Here is a 23,108-nt window from a genome sequence, read left to right on the forward strand (position 1 = left end):
GGTCTGGACCAGCTCGCCTGATCCCGCTTGTTAATGCAGGGTCAGAAGCGGGCTTCACAGTGCTTCCACGTACTCAAATTCCAGCTGAAAGCGCTTGGTAGCGCCGGGAACAAACGCCGCTATATTCCAGCTTCCCCAGACGAAGGAGGGAGTGCAATGAACCTGAACCCGCAACACATGAAGACGGCCCGCGCACTTGCTGTAGCGCTCATCGCCACCGTCAGCCTTGGCGCCTGCGCCTCATACAAGAACGAGTTTGCAACCATCAACTCGCGTCTCGATCAGCTCGACGTCAAGGTACAGGGTGCTGCGCAGAGCGCGGAGTCCGCCAACCAGTCCGCACAGCAGGCCAATCAGCGCCTGGACCAGATCGAAGGCCGCGTCCAGCAGCTTGAAAGGGCACCTGCCGGCCGCAAGCCGCGCGGGTAATCGCTCCCTCACCGTTTGAATTGATCCGCTTCTGTATCGGGAGCCAGTGGCCTTCGCCGGCCACTGGCATCCTTCCAACCAAGATTGCATTGCAAGGAGCCGTCCCATTCGTACTTCCTCCTCCCCTGCACGCCGCGCCCTCCATGCCGCACTGGCCGTGGCACTGGCCGTTGCGTGCAGCGGCGTAGCCAACGCCAAGGACAAGGACAAGGACGCGCCCACGCAACCGGTTGCCGCGGTCGATGAGCTTCCGCCCGACCAGAGCGTCTCCGAGACGGTGATCGAACTGGCCGGCTGGGTGGTCGCCAGCAAGGACAACCAGGGGTATCCGTTCGCGATCATGGACAAGGCGGCTGCGCAGGTACTGGTCTTTGGTGGAGACGGCAAGCTGCGGGGCGCGGCGCCGGCGCTGTTCGGTTCGGCCATCGGCGATCATTCCGCACCGGGCGTCGCCAAGCTCGCACTGAGCGCGATTCCCGGCCACGACCGCACCACGCCTGCCGGCCGCTTCATTGGCGGCTACGGCCCCTCCGACGATGCCGGGCGCGTGCTGTGGGTGGACTACGATTCCGCAGTCTCGATGCACCCGCTGCCGCCGGGCAGCCCGAAGGAAAAGCGCGCCGAGCGACTGGCAACGCCCACGCCGGACGACAACCGCGTCACCCACGGCTGCATCAACGTCTCGCCCGCGTTCTACGAGCAGATCGTGCAGTCCACGTTCGAGAAGGGCGGCGTGTTCTATATCCTGCCGGACAAGGATTCGATCGCGAAGACGTTCCCGGAATTCGCGCAGAGCCGGGGCGATGCAAAGGACGAAGGCGAGAAGGGCGCGCGGCGCGCGAGCAGATAGAACACGCTGACATGCTGCCTCGCGGTTTCTCCGCGAACAAGCCTGTCCAAGCACGATCAGAACCAACGGCACGCGTCTTCGCTGGGTGCCATCATTGGCTGATGCCGGCGTCTGGTCGATTGCAGACACCAGGCTGGCAGTCCCCTCTTCAATCACGCCGATATCGCCGGGCGACTCGGCCCTGTTCCGGCATCCGGCTGGCGGTGAAACATGTCGCACTACTATGTCCACAATGGCTACAGTGGCTGGTCCTACGGTACGCCAAGCAATCCCCAGCTGATCTCGCCGGAGGATGCTGCCAGGCTGATGAAGTCCGCTGGACTCAGTTCCATGCAGGTTTCCACCACCCTGCCACCCGCCCAGTATGCCGAGGCCGGAACCCGACTCTTTGACGTGACTGGCGGCAATCGATTCCTGTTCTTTGGTGACTACACCGAGTGCTTTGATGTCGACGCGGGGAAGGTCTCTTCGCCGCTCATCATCGACTGGACGGCGGTCTGACACTGTCGATGTCCAACTGCGTTCTCGGCCCCGCTCTGTCGTCATCGGCTTGGTGCGACACCCTTACGCCACGTCATCAACTTCGACCGATGTCGCATATTCCCCATGCTGCTACGGCCGTTGCGGCGCCTGCGTCTGCGACGGCTTAACAGCATGCAAGAATGCCAAAAGCGTCTTTGATCAAGCATTGAATGCAACTGTTCTGATTGGCACCGCGCAGCAGCACGCGTACAGATGACGTGCCATCGAAAAAGGATGGCCGGGCTTCGAAAACCCGTGCGCTTGTTTGACAACGCTTGCCCGCCGGCGTCACCCCTCGTGGCGCCGGCGGGCAATCCGTCTGCCGGTCATGGCGGGCGGAGCGTGGAGGCCTTGTGCCTGCCGGTTTCAACAAGCGCCCGGTTTTCGAGCCACGTCTCCGCCCGCCACCTTTGCGTGGCGGCTACCGTCTGTCCTGCACGGAGCATTGCCATGACCACACCGGACTTCCCTCGCCTGCATCCACATCACTCGCCCGCCAATGCCGGTGAGCCGTCAGACCAGGCACCTGCGGCCGATCCGAACGCCTTCGTCGCCACGCTCCATCGCATCGGCAAAGGAGCTGCCGCCGATGGCCAGCCCTGGCCCGAACGTCATCAGATGCCCGGCCGGCGCATGGCGATGGGGGATGCGGACTGTGCCGTGGCGGGCCAGCGCGTAACGTTGGAACTGCTGCTGGCCGCCGAGCGTGTTCGGCAGAACGGTGCGGAGAGCGAATACGTGGGTGACCGCGTACTGGAAGGGCTGGCCATGGCCTCGCTGGCGTTGAACGCGCAGATCGGCATGCGGATGCGGCCGGAAGGGTGATACCGGGAACATCGCCTGCTGTTGCGCCGGGCATGGCCCGGCGCTGCAGCGGGCGCCACATCACTCGCAGAGCGCGCTGTCTTCCTTCAACGCGGCATCCTGCAGTGGCCGGCGTTGTTCGATCTGCTCACGTTGTTCCGCGGTCGGCTCACCCAGCCACCACACACGGCAGCGCGAGGTAAGACGGCCGACCATCTTCGACTGATCGGGCGAATACAGCATCGCCAACGCGGTACCGGGGCAGTCGTGGGCCTGGCAGGCGGTATAGAACCACCACGGCTCGCCCTGCAGCACCACCAGCTCGCCGGGCCCGCTGGGTCCGCTCAGCAGCCGTTCGCGCAGCGACGGAATCTCTTTGTCGGCGGATTCGGCCGCCGCCGTGTTCTTCATCAGGGCGTTGAACGCGGCCAGCACTTTCGGGTCCTTGCGGCCGCAGTCGTCCACGGTATTGCCGCCCACCAGGGTGAAGAAATGCGTCGCCAGCGGGTTGTCCGCGCAGGTGAGTTCGCCGCCGGCGCTCGGGTCTTCCGGTTCGCCTTCGTTGTCCCACACCGAAGGGTCCACGCCGTCTTCGATGGACGGCGCCTTCTCGACCACCGTTGCCGTGGCTGCAGGTGCTTCGGTGGCCGGTGCCGGTGCGGCTGGTGCTGCATCGGGTGCCGGTGCCTGTCCGCAGGCGGCCAGCAGTGCGACCGTCAGTGCCATCCCTGTGATTCGAATCTTCATTCCGTGTCCTTGTCTGATCTGCGGTGCCGGCGCCACGCGGGCGGCTGCGTGATTCTAACCAGCGGCGCGCTAGGATGGTTCGCCACTTCCCCTCATCGCCAGGGCTTGGATGCATGCGCCGCACACGACTCGCCGTGATCTTCTGCAGTGCCCTGCTGCTGGCATCGCCGGCCATCGCCCACGATGCTGAAGGCGCGAAGCCTGCACAGCCTCTCCCGGATGCAGCCCTGCCCGCGCCGCTGGACCGCGTGCTGCGCGACTACGAGCAGGCGTGGCGCACGGGCGATGCCAGGGCGCTGGCCGGGCTGTTCGCCGAGGATGGTTTTGTGCTGCAGAGCAACCAGCCGCCGGTGCGTGGACGCAGTGCGATCGAAGCCGCTTATGCCGGCCAGGGCGGCAGCCCATTGCGGCTGCGTGCGCTGGCGTACTCGGTGGAGGGGAACGTTGGCTACATCATCGGTGCCTACACCTATGGCAACACCGTAGGAGACATCGGCAAGTTCACGCTGACGCTGAAGCGTGTGGGCGATGGACCCTGGTTGATCTTTTCGGACATGGACAACGGCAACGCGCCGCCGCGGGCGCGGTGATGGACGCCGCAGGTTCCGAGGTAGATCCACGCCATGCGTGGATGGGGCGCGCAGAAAAAACCCGGCACGTGGCCGGGGTTTTTCGATTTACTTGAACAGCGTGTCCGGATACTCCGGCTTCTGTTCCCGCGCCAGCAATGCGCGCAGGCCTTCTTCAGGTGTCTGCTCGCCGTGCAGCACGGCACGCACGCGGTCGGAGATCGGCAGGTCGATGCCATGGCGGCGCGCCTGTCGCATCACTTCGTCGGCGGTCTGCACCGACTCGACCACCTGGCCGATTTCGCGCACGGCATCCTGCAGCGTCTGGCCACGGCCCAGGGCCAGGCCCAGGCGGCGGTTGCGCGACAGGTCACCGGTGCAGGTCAGCACCAGGTCGCCCAGACCGGCCAGGCCCATCAGCGTTTCCGGCTTGGCACCGATGGCAGCGGCCAGGCGCAGCATCTCGTTGAGGCCACGGGTGATCAGGCCGGCACGGGCGTTGAGGCCCAGCTGCATGCCATCGGCCACGCCGGTGGCCACCGCCAGCACGTTCTTCATTGCGCCGCCCAGCTCGGCACCGACCATGTCGTCGCCGGTGTAGGCGCGGAACGCCGGGCCATGCATCGCCTCGGCCACCGTCTGCGCGAACTCGGGCACGTCGCCGTGCACAGTGATCGCGGTCGGCAGGCCCTGGGTCACTTCCTTGGCGAACGACGGCCCGGTGACGACGGCCAGCGGCACGTCCTCGCCCAGCACTTCGCGCGCCACTTCATGCAGGAAGCGGCCCGAACCGGGTTCGAAGCCCTTGGTGGCCCAGGCCACGCCGGCACCGGCCGGGCGCAGCGGCGCCAGCGCGCGCACGGTTTCACCGAACGCGTGCGACGGGGTCACCACCAGGATCCAGGCCGCGCCTTCCACCGCCGACGCCAGGTCGGTGGTGGCACGCAGGCTGTCCGGCAGCGGGATGCCCGGCAGGTAGCGCGGGTTCTCGTGGCGCTGGTCGATGGCCTCGACCATGGCAGCGTCGCGCCCCCACAGCACGGTCGAGTGACCGTGCCGTGCGAGCAGGCTGGCCAGCGCGGTTCCCCAGGAACCGGCGCCCAGCACGGCGATCTTGTCAGCGGTAGTGCTCATCCGTGACGTCGCGGCAGGAATCAGGCGTTGCCAGCCGGCTCGGAGTCAGCCAGCGACGGTGCGTCGCCCTGCTCCTGGCGCTGGCGCAGGGTTTCTGCGTACAGGCCTTCGAAGTTGATCGGCTGCAGGAAGAACGGCGGGAAGCCGCCGGCCTGGATCAGGTCGCTGATCAGCTGGCGCACGTACGGGAACAGGATGTTCGGGCACTGGGTGCCGAGCAGCACGTCGATCGACTGCGGGTCCAGGCCGACCAGGCCGAACACGCCGGCCTGCTTCACTTCGGCCACGTAGGCGGTGCGCTCACCGGCCTGGCAGGTCAGGGTCACGGCCAGCACGACTTCGAAGGCGTTCTCGCCCAGGCGCTGCACCTGCTGGTTCAGGTTGAGCTGCAGTTCCGGCTGCACCTGGTCATTGAAGATGGTCGGAGCGTTCGGCGACTCGAAGGAGACGTCCTTGACGTAGATCTTCTCGACGGTGAAAGCAGGGCCGGTGGCGGCATCGACCGGCGCAGCGGCGCCGTTGGTGATCTCTTCGGACATTTCCAGTAACTCCAGGTGAATGCAATGAAAACGATGGTCGAACTACTGCGATGGGGGCGGGATCAGGCCCATACAAGGCCGGATCCGCCACCTGCGGCAATCAGTTGCGGCCCTTGACCAGCGGCAGCTCGGCCTGCTGCCAGGCGGGAATGCCGCCGTCGAGCACGTAGACCTTCTCGAAGCCGGCCTTCTTCAGCGCCTTGGCGGCGGTTTCCGAGGCGTTGCCGCTGCGGCACACCAGCACCACCGGCGACTGCTTGGCATTGGCCACCAGCTTGTTGTCCGGGCCGAAGGCACTGGCCTGGGCGTTGCGGCTGCCGGCGATGTGGCCCTTCTCGAAGTCACCGCTGGCCGACAGGTCGACCACCACCGTGCCGCCCGCGTTCATCAGCTGGGTCAGTTCGGCGGGCTTGATGCCCTTGAAGCCCCGGAACAGGCGGCGGATCTCGGTGACGATGATGGCCACGGTCAGGCCGACCAGGGCCGCGGACAGCATCGGGTTTCGGCCTGCAAAGGCCAGCAACTCTTCGTAATTCACTCAGGTCACGGGTCGATTAAGCGGGCGCCGATTGTCGCACAAGCCGGACGCGGCCCGTCACTGCCCCTTCCACAGGTCCGGCAGGCCAGCGGTCTGCCACCAGCGCTTGGCCTCCGGGTCCCAGCGCCAGCGCTCGACCACCACCACGGTGCGTTCGGCCTGGGTGTTCTGGTTGATCACCCCGATTTCGACCCGGCGCTCGACCTGGCCCCCGTCCAGCGAGGCGCTGCTGCGCTCGCGGTAGGACGACACGCGCAGCTGCGCGTAGCGGTTGAGCTCGAACTCGGTGGGCGGCTTTTCCTTGCGCAGCTTCGGGTCGAGGTAGCCGATGGCATCGTCCATGCTGCCCCAGCGGATGGTCGCCCCGTAGGCGATCTGGGTCTCTTCCAGCAGCTTGCGCTGCTTGCGGCTGAGGTCGTCGGCCGAGGCCACGGCGCTGGCCAGCAGCAGGGAACAGATCAGGAACTGGATCAGGCGGCGCATCGGTGGATTCCCCAGAACGTCAGCCTGCCATCCTACCCTTTGGCGAAGGCAACGAAGCGACCGCTGAACTCGGCGGCGGGCTTGCCATCGGCACCGGGCTGGGTGGCGATGATGCTGATACGGGCCTTGCGGCGCTGGCGGAAGGTATTCAGGAAGGCATCCCAGCCGGTGGCTTCGGCCGCCTCGGCATGGGCGTGCAGGTCTTCGTAGACCGGTGCCAGATAGCGCAGGTTGCTGTCGGCCACGTAGACCTCGGCGTCGTGGCCGGCCAGACGCAGGCGCAGGCTGACCAGCGCCCAGCCGGACAGGGTCAGCACCGAGGCCAGGCTGCCGCCGAAGGCGTTGCCCTTGTCGTTGACGTTGGCGGCCAGCGGCGCGGTGATGCGCAGCACGCCATCTGCATAGCCGTCGAGCTGGATCTGCATGGCGCGGACCGCCGGCATGCAGTCCAGCACGTCCTGCAGGGCGGCCAACGAGGAAGTCAGGGCATCAACGGGCATTGGAGCAGCGACCACGACAACGAAGGGCCCGCATAATGCAGGCAATGGCCGACCATACGATACCCACTGGCGCCGCCGGTTCCGACGCGGGCTGGACCCTCGTTTCACTGCGCCCGCAGGGCCAGCATGTGGCGCTGCGCCGCGCCGTTGCTGGGCTGGGCGGGCATGTACTGGCGCTTTCACCGTGGCGGTTGCAGCGCCTGCACGGCACGCCAGTGGTGCGCCAGCTGCAACGCGCGCTGAACTGCGATCGGGTGGTGTTCACCAGCCCGGCCGCCGTTGCCGCGGCCGCTTCCCTGCTGCCGCTGGCCGAGGCGCAGCGCAGCCCGTGGCTGACCGTGGGCGAAGGCACCGCGCGCGCATTGCAGGCGCACGGCATCACCGAGGTGCACGCACCGCAGCGGATGGACAGCGAAGGCCTGCTGGCGCTGCCGGTACTGGCGCACGTGCAGGGCCTGCGGATCGGCCTGGTCACCGCCCCCGGTGGCCGCGGACTGATTGCCGCGCAGCTGCAGGCGGCGGGCGCCACGATCGAACGCGCCGACGTCTACCAGCGCCGCCTGTTGCGCCTGCCGCCCCGCACGCTGGCTCGATTGGCGCATTCCGCGCAGCCGTGGGTGCTGGCGGTGAGCAGTGGCGAAGCGCTGCAGCATTTCTGGCAGCAGCTTCCGCCCGCATTGCGGCAGCGATTGCAGGCGCGCGCGACTGCGGTGGTGGCCAGTGATCGCCTCGGCGAACAGGCCCGGGCACTGGGCCTGCAGCACGTTGTGCGTGCGGCCGGCCCCACCACCGCGCAGCTGGTGGCGGCTGCACACGCCACGCTCACCGTCCCGGCAGCGACCTGAACAGGGACGTGGGTCACGCTTGCCGCTGCCGTCGGCAACAGTGATGCTGTGCACAACGCGGCCTGCCGGCCCTCGACCGGCGACGTTGCCGACAAGGAAGCCCGATGAACGACACTCCGCCCGTTTCCCTGCCCCGTCGACCCGTGCGCTGGCTGCTGCCGCTGGCCGGTGTGGTCGTGCTTGGCGTGGGCGGCTATGCCGGCTGGTACGTCTGGCAGCAGCAACAGAGCGAACAGGCGGCGCAGGCACAGACCACCGCCGTGCAGCTGCAGGGCCTGGAGGCCACGCTGGACGCGCTGCGCCGCGACCAGCGCGCCAGCAGCCAGCGCCTGCAGGACGCAGCCGCCACCAACCGCGTGCTGCGCGACGAGATGCTGGGCCTTTCCCAGCGCAGTGCATTGCTGGAAGAGAACCTGGCCAAGCTGGCCGACAGCGCCAACCAGGGCCGCCAGGCGGTACAGCGCGATGAAGCCGAACTGCTGTTGACCCAGGCGGCGCAGCGCTTGAACTACGCCGATGACGTGGAAGGCGCGCGCCGCCTGTATGCACAGGCCGCCACCGCACTGGCCGATCTGCCTGACAGCGACGGCCTGAACCTGCGCCAGGCACTGGTACAGGAACGCGATGCACTGGATGCGCTGGGCACCGGCCCGCGCGTGCAATCGCTGCAGCGGTTGGATGCGCTGGCCAAAGCCTTGCAGGGCCTGCCCTCGCAGGTGAGCGGCAGCGCTGCGACCAACACCGCCAGACCGTGGTGGCAGTCCACGCTGGCACCGTTCGTGGACATCACCCCGAGCCGCCAGAATGGCCCGCTGACCGCCGCCGAACGCCGCAACGCCGATGACGCGCTGCAGCTGGAACTGACCCTGGCGCGCGCCGCGATCGAACGCGGCGACCGCACCGGCCGCGATACCGCGCTGGAACGCGTGGAGCACTGGGCGCAGCGGCGCTGGCCGGATTCACCGGCCCTGCGCGCGCAACGTGCTGAACTGAAGGCCTTGCGCGAGCTTCCGCTGCAGGCCAGCAACAGCATTCTTGGCAGCACCCTGCAGCAACTGCGCACCCAGACCGACCGGAGGTAATCCCGCATGAAACCCCTGCAATCCCTGGTCGTGCTGTTGCTGGCCGTGGCCATCGGCGTGGTGGCCGCGCAATGGCTCGGCGCCGATGACCTCAACCGCTTCGGCGAAGTGACCCTGCGCTACGGCGGCTACGACTACCACAGCAACCTGCCCAAGGTGGCGCTGCTGTCGGTGATCGCGGTGCTGGTGCTGTGGCTGCTGTGGAGCCTGATCGCCGCACCGTTCCGTGCCTGGGGCCGCTACCGCCGCAAGCAGGGCCGGGTGCGCCTGATCGACGGCCTGCAGGCCTATGAGCATGGCCAGTGGCAGCGTGCGGAGAAGCTGCTGGACGGCGCCGCCAAGGATCCGGAAGTGAGTGCGGTGGCGCTGGCCAATGCCGTGCGCAGTGCACAGGCACGTGCCGATGGCCCCGCTGGCGAGGCGCTGCTGCAGCGCCTGGGTGAGAGCGATGCCACCCTGCAGGCGCTGCTGCGTGCAGAACAGCTGCTGGCGCGCGATCTGCCGGTGGATGCGATCAACGCGCTGGACGTAGCCGCGATCCAGCCGCTGCCGCCGCGCGGCCTGTGGCTGCGTACCGAAGCGCTGGCACAGGCCGGCCGCGCCCACGAGGCCTATGGCCAGCTGGGTGCACTGCGCCAGAGCAAGGTGCTGCCGGCCGACGCCAACAGCGAACTGGAAGCACGCCTGGCCGCACAGGCGCTGCTGGAAGCAGCCGACGTCAATGCGCTGGCCGCGCAATGGGAAGCCACGCCGAAGGCACTGCGACCGACCCCGGACGTGGTGGGTGCGTATGCCAGCCGTGCGGTGGCCCTGAACTGGGATGAGCCGGCGCTGCTGGCACTGGAACACGCTCTGGACCAGCGCTGGGACGATGAGCTGGTGGCCTTGTATGGCCGTCTGCCCGCCGAGCGCCTGGCGACGCGCCAAGCCAACCTGGCGCGCTGGCGCAACGTGCACGACAGCTCGGCCGCGCTGCGCCTGGCACAAGGCCGCGTGGCACTGGGCCAGCAGCAGTGGGATGCCGCCGATGCGTTCCTGCACGAAGCCATTGCCGCGGGCGCGGGTGCACCGGCATGGGAAGCGCTGGGTGAACTGTTTGCGCAGCGTGGCGATCATGCGCTTGCCGCGCAGTGCCTGGCCAATGCGCTGCGCCTGCAGCGCGGCGAGGACAGCGTGGAGCTGGTGCGCGGCACTGAAGCGCCGCTGCGTGCCACGGTGGAGGAGCAGCCGGTTACGGTGCAGCCGCCGGTGTATGACGCCAACGAAGAGCGCGACGAGTTCGGCAATCCGCGGTTGCCGTGAAGCGTGCCGACCCACGGTCGGCACCCACCGGAGCAAGAAAAAACGCCGCCCGATGGGCGGCGTTTTCATCTATGGAACCCGGTAGTCGCCAACCTTGGTTGGCGCTCTGACATCTTCCGAACGATGACATCGCATGGCCGACCAAGGTCGGCATCTACCAAAGCAGATCCAGCGCGCATTCCCGGTAGTCGCCAACCTTGGTTGGCACGCGGTCGCAACGATCAGCGCTCGACGATCGCCACCACGCCCATGCCGCCGGCGGTGCAGATCGACACCAGCGCGCGGCCACCGCCGCGTTCGGCCAGCTGCTTGGCTGCGGTAGCGATCACGCGCGCGCCGGTGGCGGCAAACGGGTGGCCGGTGGCCAGCGACGAGCCCAGCAGGTTGATCTTGTCCGGGTCGATGCGGCCCAGCGGTGCATCCAGGCCCAGGCGGGTGCGGCAGTAGTCCTCGCTCTCCCACGCACGCAGGGTGCACAGCACCTGCGCGGCGAAAGCTTCGTGGATCTCGTAGATGTCGAAGTCCTGCAGGGTCAGGCCGTTGCGCTTGAGCATCTCCGGCACCGCCACGGTCGGCGCCATCAGCAGGCCTTCGCCATGCACGAAGTCCACCGCCGAGACATGCGCATCGCGCAGGTAGGCCTGCGGCTCATGGCCGTGCGCACGCGCCCACTCTTCACTGGCCAGCAGCACGGCGGCGGCGCCGTCGGTCAGCGGGGTGGAGTTGGCGGCGGTGAGCGTGCCGCGGCCGGAGACCTTGTCGAACGCCGGCTTCAGCGTCGCCAGCTTTTCCAGCGAGGTATCCGGGCGCAGGATGTTGTCACGCTCGACGCCACGGAACGGTGCGATCAGGTCGTTGAAGAAGCCGCGCTCATAGGCCGCGGCCAGCTTCTTGTGCGACGACACCGCCCACTCGTCCTGCGAGTCACGCGAGATGTTCCATTCCTTGGCCATGTCCTCGCAGTGGTCGCCCATGCTCTTGCCGGTGCGCGGCTCGGCCACGCCCGGGAACTCGGGCTTGAGCTCGGAGAACTTGAAGCCAGCGGTCAGCGCGCGGATCTTGTCGCCAGTGCTCTTGGCACGGTTGGCGGCCAGCAGGCGCGCGCGCAGCTTCTTGCCGTAGACGATCGGCACGTCGGAGGTGGTATCCGAACCGCCACCGATGCCCGATTCGATCTGGCCCAGCGCGATCTTGTTGGCGACAGTGATGATGCTGTCCAGCGAGGTGCCGCAGGCGCGCTGCAGGGTGATGCCCGGGGTCAACGGCGACAGGCCGGAAGACAGCGTGGCTTCGCGGCCCAGGTTCCAGTCGCTGGAGTGCTTGATCACCGCACCCATCGCCACTTCACCCAGCTGCTGGCCATGCAGGCCGAAACGTTCGACCAGCGCGCCCAGCGTACGGACCGACATGCCGAGGTTGCCGACATCCGAATACGCGGTGTTCTGGCGGCAGAACGGAATGCGGACGCCACCGAGGATGGCGACGGGACGAGCGTTGGGCATGGAGATACCTGGCATGGATGAGGGTGTCTGCAACATGGCCTGCACGACGGAGCAGGCATAATGGAGCCAAGTGTAGCTGCCGCCCTGTGATGGGCCAACCGTGGAACCATGAGCAAACCCGACCCCGCGATGAATGCCCTTGGCGTGCTGGCCCTGGAACTGGCCGGCGGCGAAATCCCCCGCCAGGCGGTGCTCAGCGCTGAACAGGCCGGTGAACTGGCCGAACGCGTCGGCCGTGACCTTTCCAAGCTGGTGCCGCAGGTGGCCGAGCTGGACCTGGTGTTCGCCGCCGCCCATTTCGACCCGGCCGAAGTACTGCGCCCGGGCTGGCCGATCCATCGCCGCCTGGAAGAACTGCAGATGCGTGCCCCGGGCCGTAACCAGGGCCCGCGCCTGCTGGCCTTCGGTACCGATGCCAACGGTGACGTGCCGCTGCCGTTCCAGGCCGATGCCAGCCTGGTGGGCGGTGGCCTGCGCGTGGTGCCGTTCCTGCTGACCGGCAGCGACGTGGCCACCACCAACGCAGTGGCCAATGCGCTGGAAGAAACACTGCTGGCCAACGGCATGGCGCATGCCGATACCGCATTGATGGCGCAGAACACCTTCGGTGCGCGCATCGAGCATGCGCGCTATTTCACCGTGAACGACCTGGCCGCGATGATGTCGATGCAGTACGACAACCAGGGCCTGGCCGCGCTGTGGCCGCTGATCGAGACCGCGATCATGGCCCCGGGCGAGGACGAATGGCTCAACGCCGCGCCCGAGCCGCTGCTGCGCTACACGCACGGCGAGGCACGCATGGCGCTGTTCGATCCGGCCGGCTGGTGCGCGCACTACAATCACGGCAAGAACGACTGTGACCGCCTGAAGGGCATCTACGAGCAGTTCCTGATGCGCCAGCGGCAGATGGCCGCGGTGCTGGAAGCGCACGGCGTGCCGGTGCTGTTCGTGCACTGCGAGGCCGGGCAGGACGCGCGCGAGTTGCTGGCGCGCTGATCCGGGTGGCCTGTTGGTAGTGCCGGCCGCTGGCCGGCAACCTCCGGATCTGCGATTGCCGGCCAGCGGCCGGCACTACCGATCAGGAAAAACGCCGGCTTGCGCCGGCGTTTTCCGTTTCCAGCAGGAGCGCTCTTACGGCGCCTTCTGGATCACTGCGCAGGCCAGGCGCGCGCCGGCGTTGCCGGTCGGCTGGGTCTTGTAGTCGTCCGCATCGGCGTGGACGATCAGGCCGCGGCCGATGATGTCGAAGTCATCGCCCTTGCCGATGTTGACGTTGCTCGACACCGGGCCGTCGATGGTGGCCACGCCCTTGTCGTCGGCCTTGATGTTGGGCATGTCGCCGCCGTGGTGCGGATCGGTGGCCACATTGCCATGATCCTGGTGACCCGGGTTGAAGTGGCCGCCGGCGCTCATGCCGTCCGGCGCGCTGCAGTCGCCCTTTTCGTGGATGTGGAAGCCGTGCTCGCTGCCCGGCTTCAGGCCACTGATCTGGCCGGTCACGTGGACCTTGCCGTCGACCACCTTGAAGGTAACGCTGCCCTTGGCCTCGTTGCCCTGGGTCGGTGCCAGCTCGGCGGTGGCCGACGCATCGGCCGCCGGGGCGGCAGCAGGTGCCGGGGTTGCGGCCGGTTCGGTGGTTGCACCCTCGGCCGGCGCGGCCGGCGGGGTTTCAGTCTGCGGAGCGGCCGGCTGCTGGCCGCAGGCCGCCAGGCCCAGCGCGGCGATGGCCGCAAACAGCGAAGTGTGGATCAGACGCATTGGAATCTCTCCCTGGATGAAGCCTGCGGTGATCAGCGGACAACCCGGATCACGCCACAGGCGATGCGGACACCGGCATTGCCGGCGGGCTGGCTGCGATAGTCGTCGGCGTTGGCATGCACGACCAGTGCACGTCCGGCGATATCGGTGGCGGCGCCTCCGCCAAGGGTAACGCCCTTGAGGTGGATATCGACGTTGGCGCGGCCCTGGGCATCGGCACGCAGATTGTCCATGTCGCCCAGGTGGTGCTTGCCGGTGCCGGCGCGACCATGCGCGGCGCCACCGGGGTTGAAGTGGTTGCCGGCGCTGCTGGCATCCACCGCGCTGCAGTCACCGCGCTCGTGGATGTGGAAACCGGCCTGCTGCATCGGCTGCAGGCCACCAATCAGCCCGGTGATGTGGATGCCACCGGGCTCCACCATCAGCGCGATGCGGCCACTGACGATGCTGGCCGAGGCCGGCGACAGATTGGCTTCGCCCTGTTTCGCGGTGCTGACCACGGTCGGCGGCGGCGGGGTGGGCCCGGCCTTCTTCGGTGCGCTGCCACAGGCAGACAGCAGCACGGCGGCGGACAACGGCAGGATGGCAAAGGACAGACGCATCGAAGACTCCTTGCAGGTGACACTACGGACGGCATCGTCCATGAACGATCAACGGTTCGGCAAGCGGGCGCGAGGATCGCGTGCAGGGACCGTTCAATGGCCCCCGCGGCGGCGCCCGGCGCCCAGCTTGCGGGTAAGGGTATTGCGACCGAGACCCAGGCGGGCAGCGGCTTCGGCACGGCGGCCGTGGGTGATCTGCAGCGCGGCCTCCAGCAGGGCATGGTCGACCCGCTCGCGCACCTGCGCGTGCAGCCCTTCCACGCCTTCGGCCAGCTGACGGCGCGCCCATTCGGCCAGCAGCGCTTCCCACTGGCCCGGATCGGCTGCGCTGGCACTGTTGCGGCGGCCCCGCGCGCGGTTCAGCGCGGTATCGACATCGGCCACGCCGATGGTGTCGGCGGCGGCCAGCGCAGCCATCCGCCAGCACACGTTCTCCAGCTCGCGCACGTTGCCCGGCCAGTCGTGTTCGCGCAGCGCCTGCAGTGCAGCAGCGGTCAGGCGCTTCGGCGGCGTATCCAGCTTGCGCGCGGCGGCGGCCAGGAACGTGCTGGCCAGTTGTGCGATGTCCTCGCGGCGCTCGCGCAGCGGCGGCAGCTGCAGGCGCACCACGTCCAGGCGGTGCAGCAGATCGGCGCGGAACTTGCCCTGCGCGACCAGGCCTTCCAGGTCCTGGTGGGTGGCGGCCACCACGCGTACATCGACGCGGATCAGCTCGCGGCCACCGACGCGGAAGAACTCGCCCTGTGCCAGCACGCGCAACAGACGGGTCTGCAGCGGCAACGGCATGTCGCCGATCTCATCCAGGAACAGCGTGCCGCCGTTGGCCTGCTCGAAGCGACCGATATGGCGGCGCTGGGCACCGGTGAAGGCGCCGGCTTCGTGGCCGAACAACTCGCTTTCCAGCAGCTCGGACGGGATTGCAGCAGTATTGAGCGCGACGAACGGCCCCTGCGCGCGCGGCGATTCGCGATGCAGCGCATTGGCCACCAGTTCCTTGCCAGTGCCGGTCTCGCCGGTGATCAGCACCGCCAGCGGCGCCTGCGCCAGGCGGCCGATGGCACGGAACAGCGCGCGCATCGGCGGGGTATCGCCCACCAGTTGCGGCGGCTGGTCGCTATGCGCTTCGGCCGTAGGTGTGGGCGCCGCCAGTGCCGGTGCAACTGCCGGCAGCACACGCTGGGCCAGCGCCACGGCATCGTCCAGGTCGAACGGCTTGGACAGGAATTCATGCGCGCCGCCGCGGAACGCACCGGCCGTGCTGGCCACATCGGTGTAGGCCGACATCACCACCACCGGCAGCTGTGGCAATGCGCTCTTGAGCTTGTCCAGCAGCACCAGGCCATCGTCGCCGGGCATGCGCACATCGGTGAACAGCAGCGCCGGCGGCGGGCCATCGCTCAGGGCCTGCAGGGCGGGAGCGGCACTGTCGAAATCGACGACCTGGTAGCCGGCTTCGCGCAGCGCGGTACACAGCACGAAGCGCACGGCACGATCGTCATCGACCACCCAGATGCGCTGTGCGACGGTGGAAGGTTCAGACATCGCGCGGGGCCTCCTCGGCCGGGGCGGCGCCGCTGATGATCGGCAGCAGCAGGGTGAACACGGTATGGCCCGGGCGCGAACGGTAGGTCAGCGTACCGCGATGCTCGCGCGCGACCTGCTGGGCCAGCGCCAGGCCCAGGCCAGTGCCTTCGGCGCGGCCACTGACCAAGGGCAGGAACAGGTGCTCGGCCAGCTCCTCGGGCACGCCACGGCCGTCGTCGGCGATCTCCAGGCGCAGCGCCAGCGTGTGCAGCTGCTCGGCGATGCGCACGCCATGCTCCACGCGGGTGCGCAGGGTGATGCTGCCGGCGCCGGCCTGGATCGCATTGCGCACCAGGTTCCACACCGCCTGGGTGAGGCGGTCGGCGTCGCCGTGGAATTCGGGAATGCTGGGGTCGTAGTCGCGCTGCAGGCGTACCGCCCAGCCGGCCTCGTTCTCGGCCAGGCGCAGCACGCGTTCCAGCGCGGCGTGGATGTTCAGTTCGGCATGCGGTGCAGCCGGGGCCGGCGACAGCAGCTGGTCGAGCAGGCCGTTGAGGCGCTCGATCTCGGAGCCGATCAGTTCGATCAGCTCACGTTCGCTGGCGTCGCGATGGGCCGCGCGGCGGGCCAGCAGCTGGGCCGCGCCCTTCAAGCCAGCCAACGGATTGCGCAGTTCATGGGCCAGGCCCTTCAGCGCCGCACTGAGCGCGCTGGGCAGGGCCTGGGTCGGGTCGAGCCCGGGGAATTCATCGACCGGATGCGCCTCCAGCAGCCAGCCGCCATCGTCGCGGCGGCTCATCCAGCCCTCGGCGAAGCGCGGCGCCTCGCCGGGCACCGCCAGCGCCAGCCGGTTCAGGCGCAGGCTGTCGCGCTCATCGCGAGCCAGGAAATGGGCCAGTGCCTCGCCCTGCACTTCCAGTGCGGCCAGGGGCCGCCCCAGCAGGCGCCGGACGCTGACGCCCAGCCAGCGGGCGAAGGCCGGATTGCAGCCGGCGATGCAGCCATCGGCCCCGGCCCAGGCCAGCGGCGTGCCGAGGGCATCGAGGGACGGTGGGGGCGCGGGGTCGGACATTGCACCAATGTAGTGCAAAACGCGGATCCGGGGTCGGATCCCTTTCCGTCAGGAAAGGGCTCTGACCCCGGCCGGGCAGCGTTACACCGGGTAGCCGGTGGCTTCCCGGGCCTTCTTCCAGGCGCTTTCGAATTCGCGCGCGCTGATCTCGTCGTCTTCGTCGAAATCCAGGAACGACACCGGCTGGTCGGCCAGCAGGAAGCGGTCGTCGCTGTGGGCATGCTCGTCGGCCCAGACCATCTTGGTGCCGTAGATCTCCACCTGGCGCACGATCTTCTCGCCACGGGCTTCCATCAGCACGTTGCCCTTGCCCAGGCCCGATTCGGCCCAGTGCTTGTAGTACTTCTTCGCGGCGGATTTCGCGCCGGATTTTGCGTTGTGCTTTGCGTAGGTCATTGCAGGGGTCCTGGCCGCAGCGGCGGCCGGAGAGTTCGGAATGGCGCCATTATCAGGCATCCGGGGTCGGAGCCCTTCCCTGCGGAAAGGGATCCGACCCCTGTCGGTTCAGTTCGGCAAGGCCATGCCCTTCGGCCACAGCATCCAGATGTTGCCCTTCTGCTTCATGTCACCGGCAAGCTTGCCGGCGGCATCGCCGCTGCCCCAGTACAGGTCGGCGCGCACTTCGCCGGCAATGGCGCCGCCGGTGTCCTGCGCGGCCACCGGGCGCACCACCGGGCTGCCGTCGGGGCGCGTGGTGGACAGCCACAGCAGGCTGCCCAGCGGCACCACGGTGCGGTCCACCGCCACGCTGTAACCCGCGGTGAGCGGCACGTTCAGTGAACCACGCGGGCCTTCCGGGCTGTCCGGGTTGCGCACGAAGAACACGTAGCTGGGATTGCTGCGCAGCAGTTCCGGCACGCGCGCGGGATGGGCCCGGGCCCAGGCGCGGATCGCATCCATGGTGACGTCTTCCTTCTTCAGCTGGCCCTGGTCGACCAGCCAGCGGCCGATGGCGCGGTAGGGGTGGCCATTCTGCTCGGCATAGGCCAGCCGTACCTGCGTGCCGTCGCCCAGGCGCACCCTGCCCGACCCCTGGATCTGCAGCAGCTGCAGGTCCATCGGGTCGGTCAGCCAGGCCAGTACCGGGGCCTTGGCGCCCTTGGCCGCGATGGTGCCGGCGTCGTCATAGGGCTTGAGCACCTTGCCCTCGACGCGCCCGCGCAAGCGCTTGCCCTTCAGCTCCGGGTAGACGCTCTCCAGCTGCACCACGATCAGATCATCCGGCGTCCCGTATATCGGCACCGTCGCCTTGTCGGTACGGGTAAGACTGCCGGGGTAGATCGGCTCGTAGTAGCCGGTAATGAGCCCGTCGGCCTGGTGGCCGCCGGCACGCAGTGCATAGACATCCAGATCGCGCTGCAGGAACTGGCGGATCGCCGCCGGGTCCTTGTCCGAAACCGTCGCGGCGGTGGCGCAGGGTTTTGCCCAGACCGCATCGTTCTTCAGGCGCGCGCAGCTGCTGCGCCAGGCAACGAAGCCGGCCTGCAGATCGCTGTCGGAGACCGGTGGCAGTGCACTCCATGCGGCCTTGGCATAGGTGGCCGCGGGCGGCGTGACCGGCGTCGGCACTTCGGTTCCGGTGCGGGGAGCGGTGGTGGAGCAGCCGGCGAGCACGGCCGCTGCCAGCAGGGCGCAGTGCCTGCGCTTGAAGAAGGTGGCGGAATCGATCATATCGCCATGGTGGAGTGCCGGCCGCTGGGCGGCAACCCAGCGCGGGGTCAAGCGTTCATGCGCCGGATCAGGGCGTCTGCAGCAGCAGGGAATGCAGGATGCGGGCGTCTTCGGCATCCAGCGTCTTCGGCAGGTCGTCGCGGCCACGGAAGCGGCGGTGGAAGGCGGCGACGGTGGCGTCCCGGTTGTCGAGCGGATAGCCGAAGCGGGCCAGCGCATTCCACGCGTCAAAGCCTTCCGGCGCCGCGCCGTCGGCCGCGCGCGGCCAGACGCCGAAACCGGCCTCGGCCAGCTGCTGCCACGGGAAGAACCGGCTCGGGTCCTGCTTGCGCGTCGGCGCCAGGTCGGCATGGCCGATCACCTGCCGCGGCGGAATGTTCAGGCGGGTGGTGAGATTGCGCAACAGCACGGTCAGCGATTCGATCTGCGCCGCACTGAACGGGCTGCGGCCATCGTTGTCGAGCTCGATGCCGATCGAGGCGGAGTTGAGATCGGTGATGGTGCCCCAACGCCCGGCGCCGGCGTGCCAGGCGCGGCGCTCATCGGCAACCAGCTGGTAGCGATGGCCATCGGCACCGATCAGGTAGTGCGCGCTGACCGGCCCACCGCTGTTGGCGGTACGCAGCGTATGCAGGCTTTGCTGCACCGATTTCTGTTCGGTGTGGTGGATGACGATGATGACGGGCGTGCGCGCGTTCTGGTTCGGCGATGGCACCCAGGTGGCGAGCGGGTTGCGGGTTTCCTGCGGCGTGGAGGCGCAGGCGGCCAGCAGCAGGCAGGCCGAGAGCATCAGGGCGGTGCGGGTCGGGTGCATGGCCCGATTGTGCGCGATCAGGCGCGATGATGCATGCCGCCGTGCCGAGCAAGCTTGGCACCCACCAGAGAGGATGCGGTAGATCCAGGCCATGCGTGGATGGGCTACCAGCTGTGCCGACCAACGGTCGGCACCCACCAGAGCAGGAGCAGTGCCAGGCAAGCCTGGCACCCACCAAATGCAAAGGCGGCCCCACAGGGCCGCCCGCCATGCATCAGGCCTCGTAGGCGGATTCGCCGTGCGAAGTCACATCCAGGCCCGTGCGTTCCGCTTCCTCGGTCACGCGCAGGCCGACCACGCTGCGCACCACCAGCAGGATCAGCGTGGTCACCACCGCCGACCAGACCACGGTCAGGCCGACGCTGACCACCTGCACCCAGACCTGATGGGCGATATCCAGATCGGCCTTGGTGCCGCCCAGCGACTGCGCACTGAACACACCAGTGAGAATCGCGCCGACGATGCCGCCGACACCATGCACACCGAACACGTCGGCGGTGTCGTCCACCTTCAGCAGGCGCTTCAAACCGGTCACGCCCCACACGCAGACCACGCCGGCGACGAAGCCGATGATGATCGCGCCGAGCGGGCCGACGGTGCCGCAGGCCGGGGTGATGCCGACCAGGCCGGCCACCGCGCCCGAGGCTGCGCCCAGTGCCGACGGCTTGCCCTTGCTGATTGCTTCCACCAGCGTCCAGCCGAGCACCGCTGCGGCAGTCGCCAGCACGGTATTGAGGAAGGCCAGCGAGGCGACGGTATCGGCAGCGGCGGCGGAGCCCGCGTTGAAGCCGAACCAGCCGACCCACAGCAGCATCGCGCCGATATAGGTGAACGGCACGTTGTGCGGCTTCAGCGCGGTCTGGCCATAGCCCAGGCGCTTGCCGACGAACCATGCGGCCACCAGGCCAGCCACGCCCGCATTGATGTGGACCACGGTGCCACCGGCGAAGTCGATCGCGCCCAGTTCACCCAAATAGCCGCCGCCCCAGACGATGTGCGCCATCGGGATGTAGCTGAGAGTGAACCACAGCGCCGAGAACAGCAGCACCGCACGGAACTTGATGCGCTCGGCGAAGGCACCGACGATCAGCGCGGTGGTGATGCCGGCGAAGGTCGACTGGAAGGCGACGAACAGGTAATCCGGCAGGCCCTTGATCGGCGTGTTGCCCACCGAATCGGGGGTGAAGCCCTTGAGGAAGGCGAATTCGGTGAACGAGCCGAAGAACGGGTTGCCGGCGCTGAACACCGCGCTGTAGCCATAGGCCACCCACAGCAGCAGCACCAGCGAGAACACCACCAGGATCTGGCTGAGTACCGACAGCACGTTCTTCGAACGCACCAGGCCGCCGTAAAACAACGCCAGGCCCGGCACCACCATCAGCAGCACCAGCAGGGTGGACGTCAGCATCCAGGCCACGTCGCCATGGTCATAGGTCGCGGTGGCTTCAGCCGCGGCCGGTGCGGCGGCCGCAGCGACCGGGTCCTGCAGTGGTTCGACCGCCACGCTTTCGCTCGGCAGCGGCGACACCTGGACCTGCGCGTGGGCATTGCCCGGCCACGCACCGGCGGCCAGCGCGCTGAGCAGCATCAACAGGCACACGAAGTGGAACCGGGCTTGCCACCCGGTGAGAAGGCGCATCTTCATGGGGGAGTCTCCGGAAGGGGGTTACAGCGCGTCGGCACCGATTTCGCCGGTGCGGATGCGGATGACCTGTTCGACGGCGGTGACGAAGATCTTGCCGTCACCGATCTTGCCGGTGCCTGCCGACGACTGGATCGCTTCGATCACTGCGTCGGCACGCTCATCGGTGACCACGGTTTCGATCTTGATCTTGGGCAGGAAGTCGACGACGTACTCGGCGCCGCGATACAGCTCGGTGTGGCCCTTCTGGCGGCCGAAGCCTTTCACTTCGGTCACGGTGATGCCCGACACGCCTGCGTCGGACAGGGCCTCGCGGACCTCGTCGAGCTTGAACGGCCGGATGATGGCGGAGATCAGTTTCATGCGCATGTCCCGAGGGTGGATGGGGCCAGCGCGCCAGCGCGCGTTGGCATCAGGCAACCAGCGGCCATCAGGGTGATGGCCGTGGCTGTTGCACCGGACACGTACAGGGCCGGGACGGCCGTGCCTCTCTCCTTGCACGACCGACGCGGGAGGGAGGGCGGCCCTGGTCGCGTATCCGGTCTTTCTCTTGCCCCTGGATCAGGGATCCTTGGCGTGGGGTCAGAGCCCTTTCACGCATAAAAGGGATCCGACCCCGTGCAACAACCCCGATCTGACCGCGGCTCCCCAGCCGCGAGAACGGAAGCGATGGCGGAGGGTGGGAAGGGGAAGCCCACCGCCATCGCTACCGGTCAGCTGGCGTAGTACAGCTGGTATTCCAGCGGGTGGGTGGCCGCGCGGAACTTGGTCACTTCCTGCATCTTCAGCGCGATGTAGCCGTCGATGAAGTCATCACTCATCACGCCGCCGGCCTTCAGGAACTCGCGGTCCTTGTCCAGTGCTTCCAGCGCCTGGTCCAGCGAGGAGCAGACCTGCGGGATCAGCTTCTCTTCTTCCGGCGGCAGGTCGTACAGGTCCTTGTCGCTCGGTGCGCCCGGGTCGATCTGGTTCTTGATGCCGTCCAGGCCGGCCATCATCAGCGCGGTGAAGGTGAGGTAGCCGGACTGGATCGGATCCGGGAAGCGCATCTCGATACGGCGCGCCTTCGGGTTGGAGACCCACGGAATGCGGCACGAGGCCGAGCGGTTGCGGGCCGAGTAGGCCAGCATCACCGGTGCTTCGTAGCCCGGCACCAGGCGCTTGTAGCTGTTGGTGCCCGAGTTGGCGAAGGCGTTGATGGCCTTGGCGTGCTTGAAGATGCCGCCGATGTACCACAGCGCCAGCTGGCTCAGGCCGCCGTAGCCGTCACCGGAGAACAGGTTGGTGCCGCCCTTGGACAGCGACTGGTGCACGTGCATGCCGCTGCCGTTGTCGCCGACGATCGGCTTGGGCATGAAGGTAACGGTCTTGCCGTTGCGGTGCGCGACGTTCTTGATCACGTACTTCATGCGCAGCAGTTCGTCGGCCTTCTGCACCAGGGTGCTGAACTTGGTGCCGATCTCGCACTGGCCGGCGGTGGCCACTTCGTGGTGCTGCACTTCCACTTCGATGCCGACCTGTTCCAGGGTCTTGCACATCTCGGCGCGCAGGTCGTGCAGGGTATCGGTCGGCGGCACCGGGAAGTAACCGCCCTTCACGCCCGGACGGTAGCCGCTGTTGGCGCCGTCGTACTTGGCGCCGCTGTTCCACGCCGCTTCTTCCGAATCGACCTGGAAGAAGGTGTGGCCCATTTCATTGGCGAAGCGGACCGAGTCGAAGATGAAGAATTCCGGCTCCGGGCCGAAGAACGCGGTTTCGGCGATGCCGGAGGACTTCAGGTAGGCCTCGGCGCGCTTGGCGATGCCGCGCGGGCAGCGGCCATACGGCTGCATGGTGGCCGGGTCGAGGATGTCGCAGCTGATCACGATGGTCGGATCGGCGTAGAACGGGTCGACGTAGGCACTGGCGGTATCCGGCAGCAGCACCATGTCCGATTCGGCGATGCCCTTCCAGCCGGCGATCGAGCTGCCATCGAACATCTTGCCTTCTTCGAACAGCGACGGCTCGACGATGCTGACCGGGAAGGTCACGTGCTGCTCGACACCACGCATGTCGACGAAGCGCAGGTCGACGAACTCGATCTGGTTGTCCTTGATCAGCTTTTCTACGTTTTCCACGGACATCGGTACGACCTCGGATGGGGATGAATGCCTGCTGAGGTACAGCAACGACCGTGCCA

General features: G+C 67.8%; 26 protein-coding genes. 9 read left to right on the forward strand and 17 right to left on the reverse strand.

All coding sequences use genetic code 11. From position 1 onward, the window contains the following. Positions 1 to 156: 156 nt before the first annotated feature. From VPH47_RS20395 to VPH47_RS20410, 4 genes are all read left to right on the forward strand, one after another. A complete protein-coding gene (locus VPH47_RS20395; RefSeq protein ID WP_010487149.1) occupies positions 157 to 429 on the forward strand; it encodes a hypothetical protein in 273 nt (90 codons plus the stop codon). Positions 430 to 586: 157 nt separating this feature from the next. Continuing rightward, positions 587 to 1,279, forward strand: a complete 693-nt coding sequence (locus tag VPH47_RS20400) for a L,D-transpeptidase (protein WP_180860412.1) — start codon at positions 587 to 589, stop codon at positions 1,277 to 1,279. Positions 1,280 to 1,489: 210 nt separating this feature from the next. After that, positions 1,490 to 1,780 (forward strand): hypothetical protein, encoded by a 291-nt coding sequence (locus tag VPH47_RS20405; protein ID WP_110710709.1) that lies wholly within the window; start codon positions 1,490 to 1,492, stop codon positions 1,778 to 1,780. A 471-nt stretch (positions 1,781 to 2,251) separates the two neighbouring features. Further along, positions 2,252 to 2,626: a hypothetical protein gene (locus VPH47_RS20410; RefSeq protein ID WP_110710708.1), complete on the forward strand. Its 375-nt coding sequence runs from the start codon at positions 2,252 to 2,254 to the stop codon at positions 2,624 to 2,626. 60 nt (positions 2,627 to 2,686) lie between these two features. Here VPH47_RS20410 and VPH47_RS20415 read toward each other — a convergent pair whose 3' ends face one another. Further along, a complete protein-coding gene (locus tag VPH47_RS20415) occupies positions 2,687 to 3,352 on the reverse strand; it encodes an Ivy family c-type lysozyme inhibitor (protein WP_368851684.1) in 666 nt (221 codons plus the stop codon). 113 nt (positions 3,353 to 3,465) lie between these two features. Here VPH47_RS20415 and VPH47_RS20420 point away from each other — a divergent pair, with 113 nt between their 5' ends. Continuing rightward, positions 3,466 to 3,942, forward strand: coding sequence for a DUF4440 domain-containing protein (locus VPH47_RS20420; protein WP_368851685.1), 477 nt, complete (start codon positions 3,466 to 3,468; stop codon positions 3,940 to 3,942). An 87-nt stretch (positions 3,943 to 4,029) separates the two neighbouring features. On the opposite strand, the gene VPH47_RS20425 is transcribed toward VPH47_RS20420, so the two are convergent. From VPH47_RS20425 to VPH47_RS20445, 5 genes are all read right to left on the reverse strand, one after another. Continuing rightward, complete coding sequence (locus VPH47_RS20425) at positions 4,030 to 5,055, reverse strand: NAD(P)H-dependent glycerol-3-phosphate dehydrogenase (RefSeq protein WP_197611586.1); 1,026 nt, start codon at positions 5,053 to 5,055, stop codon at positions 4,030 to 4,032. Between the two features lie 20 nt (positions 5,056 to 5,075). Further along, positions 5,076 to 5,594, reverse strand: a complete 519-nt coding sequence (secB, locus tag VPH47_RS20430) for a protein-export chaperone SecB (RefSeq protein WP_005407596.1) — start codon at positions 5,592 to 5,594, stop codon at positions 5,076 to 5,078. Between the two features lie 100 nt (positions 5,595 to 5,694). Continuing rightward, the gene (locus tag VPH47_RS20435; protein WP_004153552.1) at positions 5,695 to 6,132 is read right to left on the reverse strand and encodes a rhodanese-like domain-containing protein; all 438 of its coding nucleotides are present in this window, start codon (positions 6,130 to 6,132) and stop codon (positions 5,695 to 5,697) included. A 57-nt stretch (positions 6,133 to 6,189) separates the two neighbouring features. After that, the gene (locus tag VPH47_RS20440) at positions 6,190 to 6,615 is read right to left on the reverse strand and encodes a hypothetical protein (RefSeq protein WP_110710705.1); all 426 of its coding nucleotides are present in this window, start codon (positions 6,613 to 6,615) and stop codon (positions 6,190 to 6,192) included. Between the two features lie 32 nt (positions 6,616 to 6,647). Beyond that, positions 6,648 to 7,115, reverse strand: a complete 468-nt coding sequence (locus tag VPH47_RS20445) for a YiiD C-terminal domain-containing protein (protein ID WP_110710704.1) — start codon at positions 7,113 to 7,115, stop codon at positions 6,648 to 6,650. 35 nt (positions 7,116 to 7,150) lie between these two features. On the opposite strand from VPH47_RS20445, the gene VPH47_RS20450 reads away from it, so the two are divergent. The 3 genes from VPH47_RS20450 to VPH47_RS20460 all read left to right on the forward strand — a co-directional run bounded on the left by VPH47_RS20450 (position 7,151) and on the right by VPH47_RS20460 (position 10,344). Then, positions 7,151 to 7,960: a uroporphyrinogen-III synthase gene (locus VPH47_RS20450; RefSeq protein ID WP_197611587.1), complete on the forward strand. Its 810-nt coding sequence runs from the start codon at positions 7,151 to 7,153 to the stop codon at positions 7,958 to 7,960. 104 nt (positions 7,961 to 8,064) lie between these two features. After that, a complete protein-coding gene (locus VPH47_RS20455; protein WP_368851686.1) occupies positions 8,065 to 9,042 on the forward strand; it encodes a uroporphyrinogen-III C-methyltransferase in 978 nt (325 codons plus the stop codon). Positions 9,043 to 9,048: 6 nt separating this feature from the next. Beyond that, positions 9,049 to 10,344: a heme biosynthesis HemY N-terminal domain-containing protein gene (locus VPH47_RS20460; RefSeq protein ID WP_110710701.1), complete on the forward strand. Its 1,296-nt coding sequence runs from the start codon at positions 9,049 to 9,051 to the stop codon at positions 10,342 to 10,344. Between the two features lie 221 nt (positions 10,345 to 10,565). On the opposite strand, the gene VPH47_RS20465 is transcribed toward VPH47_RS20460, so the two are convergent. Continuing rightward, entirely contained in the window at positions 10,566 to 11,861 is a 1,296-nt protein-coding gene (locus tag VPH47_RS20465; RefSeq protein ID WP_180846204.1) for an acetyl-CoA C-acetyltransferase, read from the reverse strand. 93 nt (positions 11,862 to 11,954) lie between these two features. On the opposite strand from VPH47_RS20465, the gene VPH47_RS20470 reads away from it, so the two are divergent. Further along, positions 11,955 to 12,842: a hypothetical protein gene (locus VPH47_RS20470; protein WP_110710700.1), complete on the forward strand. Its 888-nt coding sequence runs from the start codon at positions 11,955 to 11,957 to the stop codon at positions 12,840 to 12,842. 135 nt (positions 12,843 to 12,977) lie between these two features. Here the strand turns inward: VPH47_RS20470 and VPH47_RS20475 are convergent, their stop codons facing one another. The 10 genes from VPH47_RS20475 to glnA form a co-directional block, all read right to left on the reverse strand. Further along, the gene (locus VPH47_RS20475) at positions 12,978 to 13,604 is read right to left on the reverse strand and encodes a superoxide dismutase family protein (protein WP_110710699.1); all 627 of its coding nucleotides are present in this window, start codon (positions 13,602 to 13,604) and stop codon (positions 12,978 to 12,980) included. A 32-nt stretch (positions 13,605 to 13,636) separates the two neighbouring features. Then, positions 13,637 to 14,206: a superoxide dismutase family protein gene (locus VPH47_RS20480; RefSeq protein ID WP_180846205.1), complete on the reverse strand. Its 570-nt coding sequence runs from the start codon at positions 14,204 to 14,206 to the stop codon at positions 13,637 to 13,639. Positions 14,207 to 14,299: 93 nt separating this feature from the next. Beyond that, a complete protein-coding gene (gene ntrC / locus VPH47_RS20485; RefSeq protein ID WP_368851688.1) occupies positions 14,300 to 15,748 on the reverse strand; it encodes a nitrogen regulation protein NR(I) in 1,449 nt (482 codons plus the stop codon). Further along, positions 15,741 to 16,802, reverse strand: coding sequence for a nitrogen regulation protein NR(II) (locus VPH47_RS20490; RefSeq protein WP_368851689.1), 1,062 nt, complete (start codon positions 16,800 to 16,802; stop codon positions 15,741 to 15,743). The genes ntrC and VPH47_RS20490 overlap by 8 nt, the downstream gene beginning before the upstream one ends. 81 nt (positions 16,803 to 16,883) lie before the next feature. After that, positions 16,884 to 17,198 carry a hypothetical protein gene (locus VPH47_RS20495; RefSeq protein WP_049435403.1) on the reverse strand — a complete coding sequence of 105 codons (315 nt, stop codon included), beginning with the start codon at positions 17,196 to 17,198 and terminating at the stop codon, positions 16,884 to 16,886. A 108-nt stretch (positions 17,199 to 17,306) separates the two neighbouring features. Next, positions 17,307 to 18,473, reverse strand: coding sequence for a murein transglycosylase A (locus VPH47_RS20500; RefSeq protein ID WP_368851690.1), 1,167 nt, complete (start codon positions 18,471 to 18,473; stop codon positions 17,307 to 17,309). A 67-nt stretch (positions 18,474 to 18,540) separates the two neighbouring features. Then, positions 18,541 to 19,287, reverse strand: coding sequence for an N-acetylmuramoyl-L-alanine amidase (locus VPH47_RS20505; RefSeq protein WP_368851692.1), 747 nt, complete (start codon positions 19,285 to 19,287; stop codon positions 18,541 to 18,543). A gap of 214 nt (positions 19,288 to 19,501) precedes the next feature. Beyond that, positions 19,502 to 20,932, reverse strand: a complete 1,431-nt coding sequence (locus VPH47_RS20510) for an ammonium transporter (RefSeq protein WP_197611598.1) — start codon at positions 20,930 to 20,932, stop codon at positions 19,502 to 19,504. 21 nt (positions 20,933 to 20,953) lie between these two features. Continuing rightward, positions 20,954 to 21,292 carry a P-II family nitrogen regulator gene (locus tag VPH47_RS20515; RefSeq protein WP_004134334.1) on the reverse strand — a complete coding sequence of 113 codons (339 nt, stop codon included), beginning with the start codon at positions 21,290 to 21,292 and terminating at the stop codon, positions 20,954 to 20,956. A gap of 350 nt (positions 21,293 to 21,642) precedes the next feature. Next, positions 21,643 to 23,052 (reverse strand): type I glutamate--ammonia ligase, encoded by a 1,410-nt coding sequence (gene glnA, locus VPH47_RS20520; protein ID WP_004153533.1) that lies wholly within the window; start codon positions 23,050 to 23,052, stop codon positions 21,643 to 21,645. Positions 23,053 to 23,108 lie beyond the last annotated feature (56 nt).

Source organism: Stenotrophomonas sp. WED208 (assembly GCF_040984485.1).
Classification (GTDB): domain Bacteria; phylum Pseudomonadota; class Gammaproteobacteria; order Xanthomonadales; family Xanthomonadaceae; genus Stenotrophomonas; species Stenotrophomonas riyadhensis.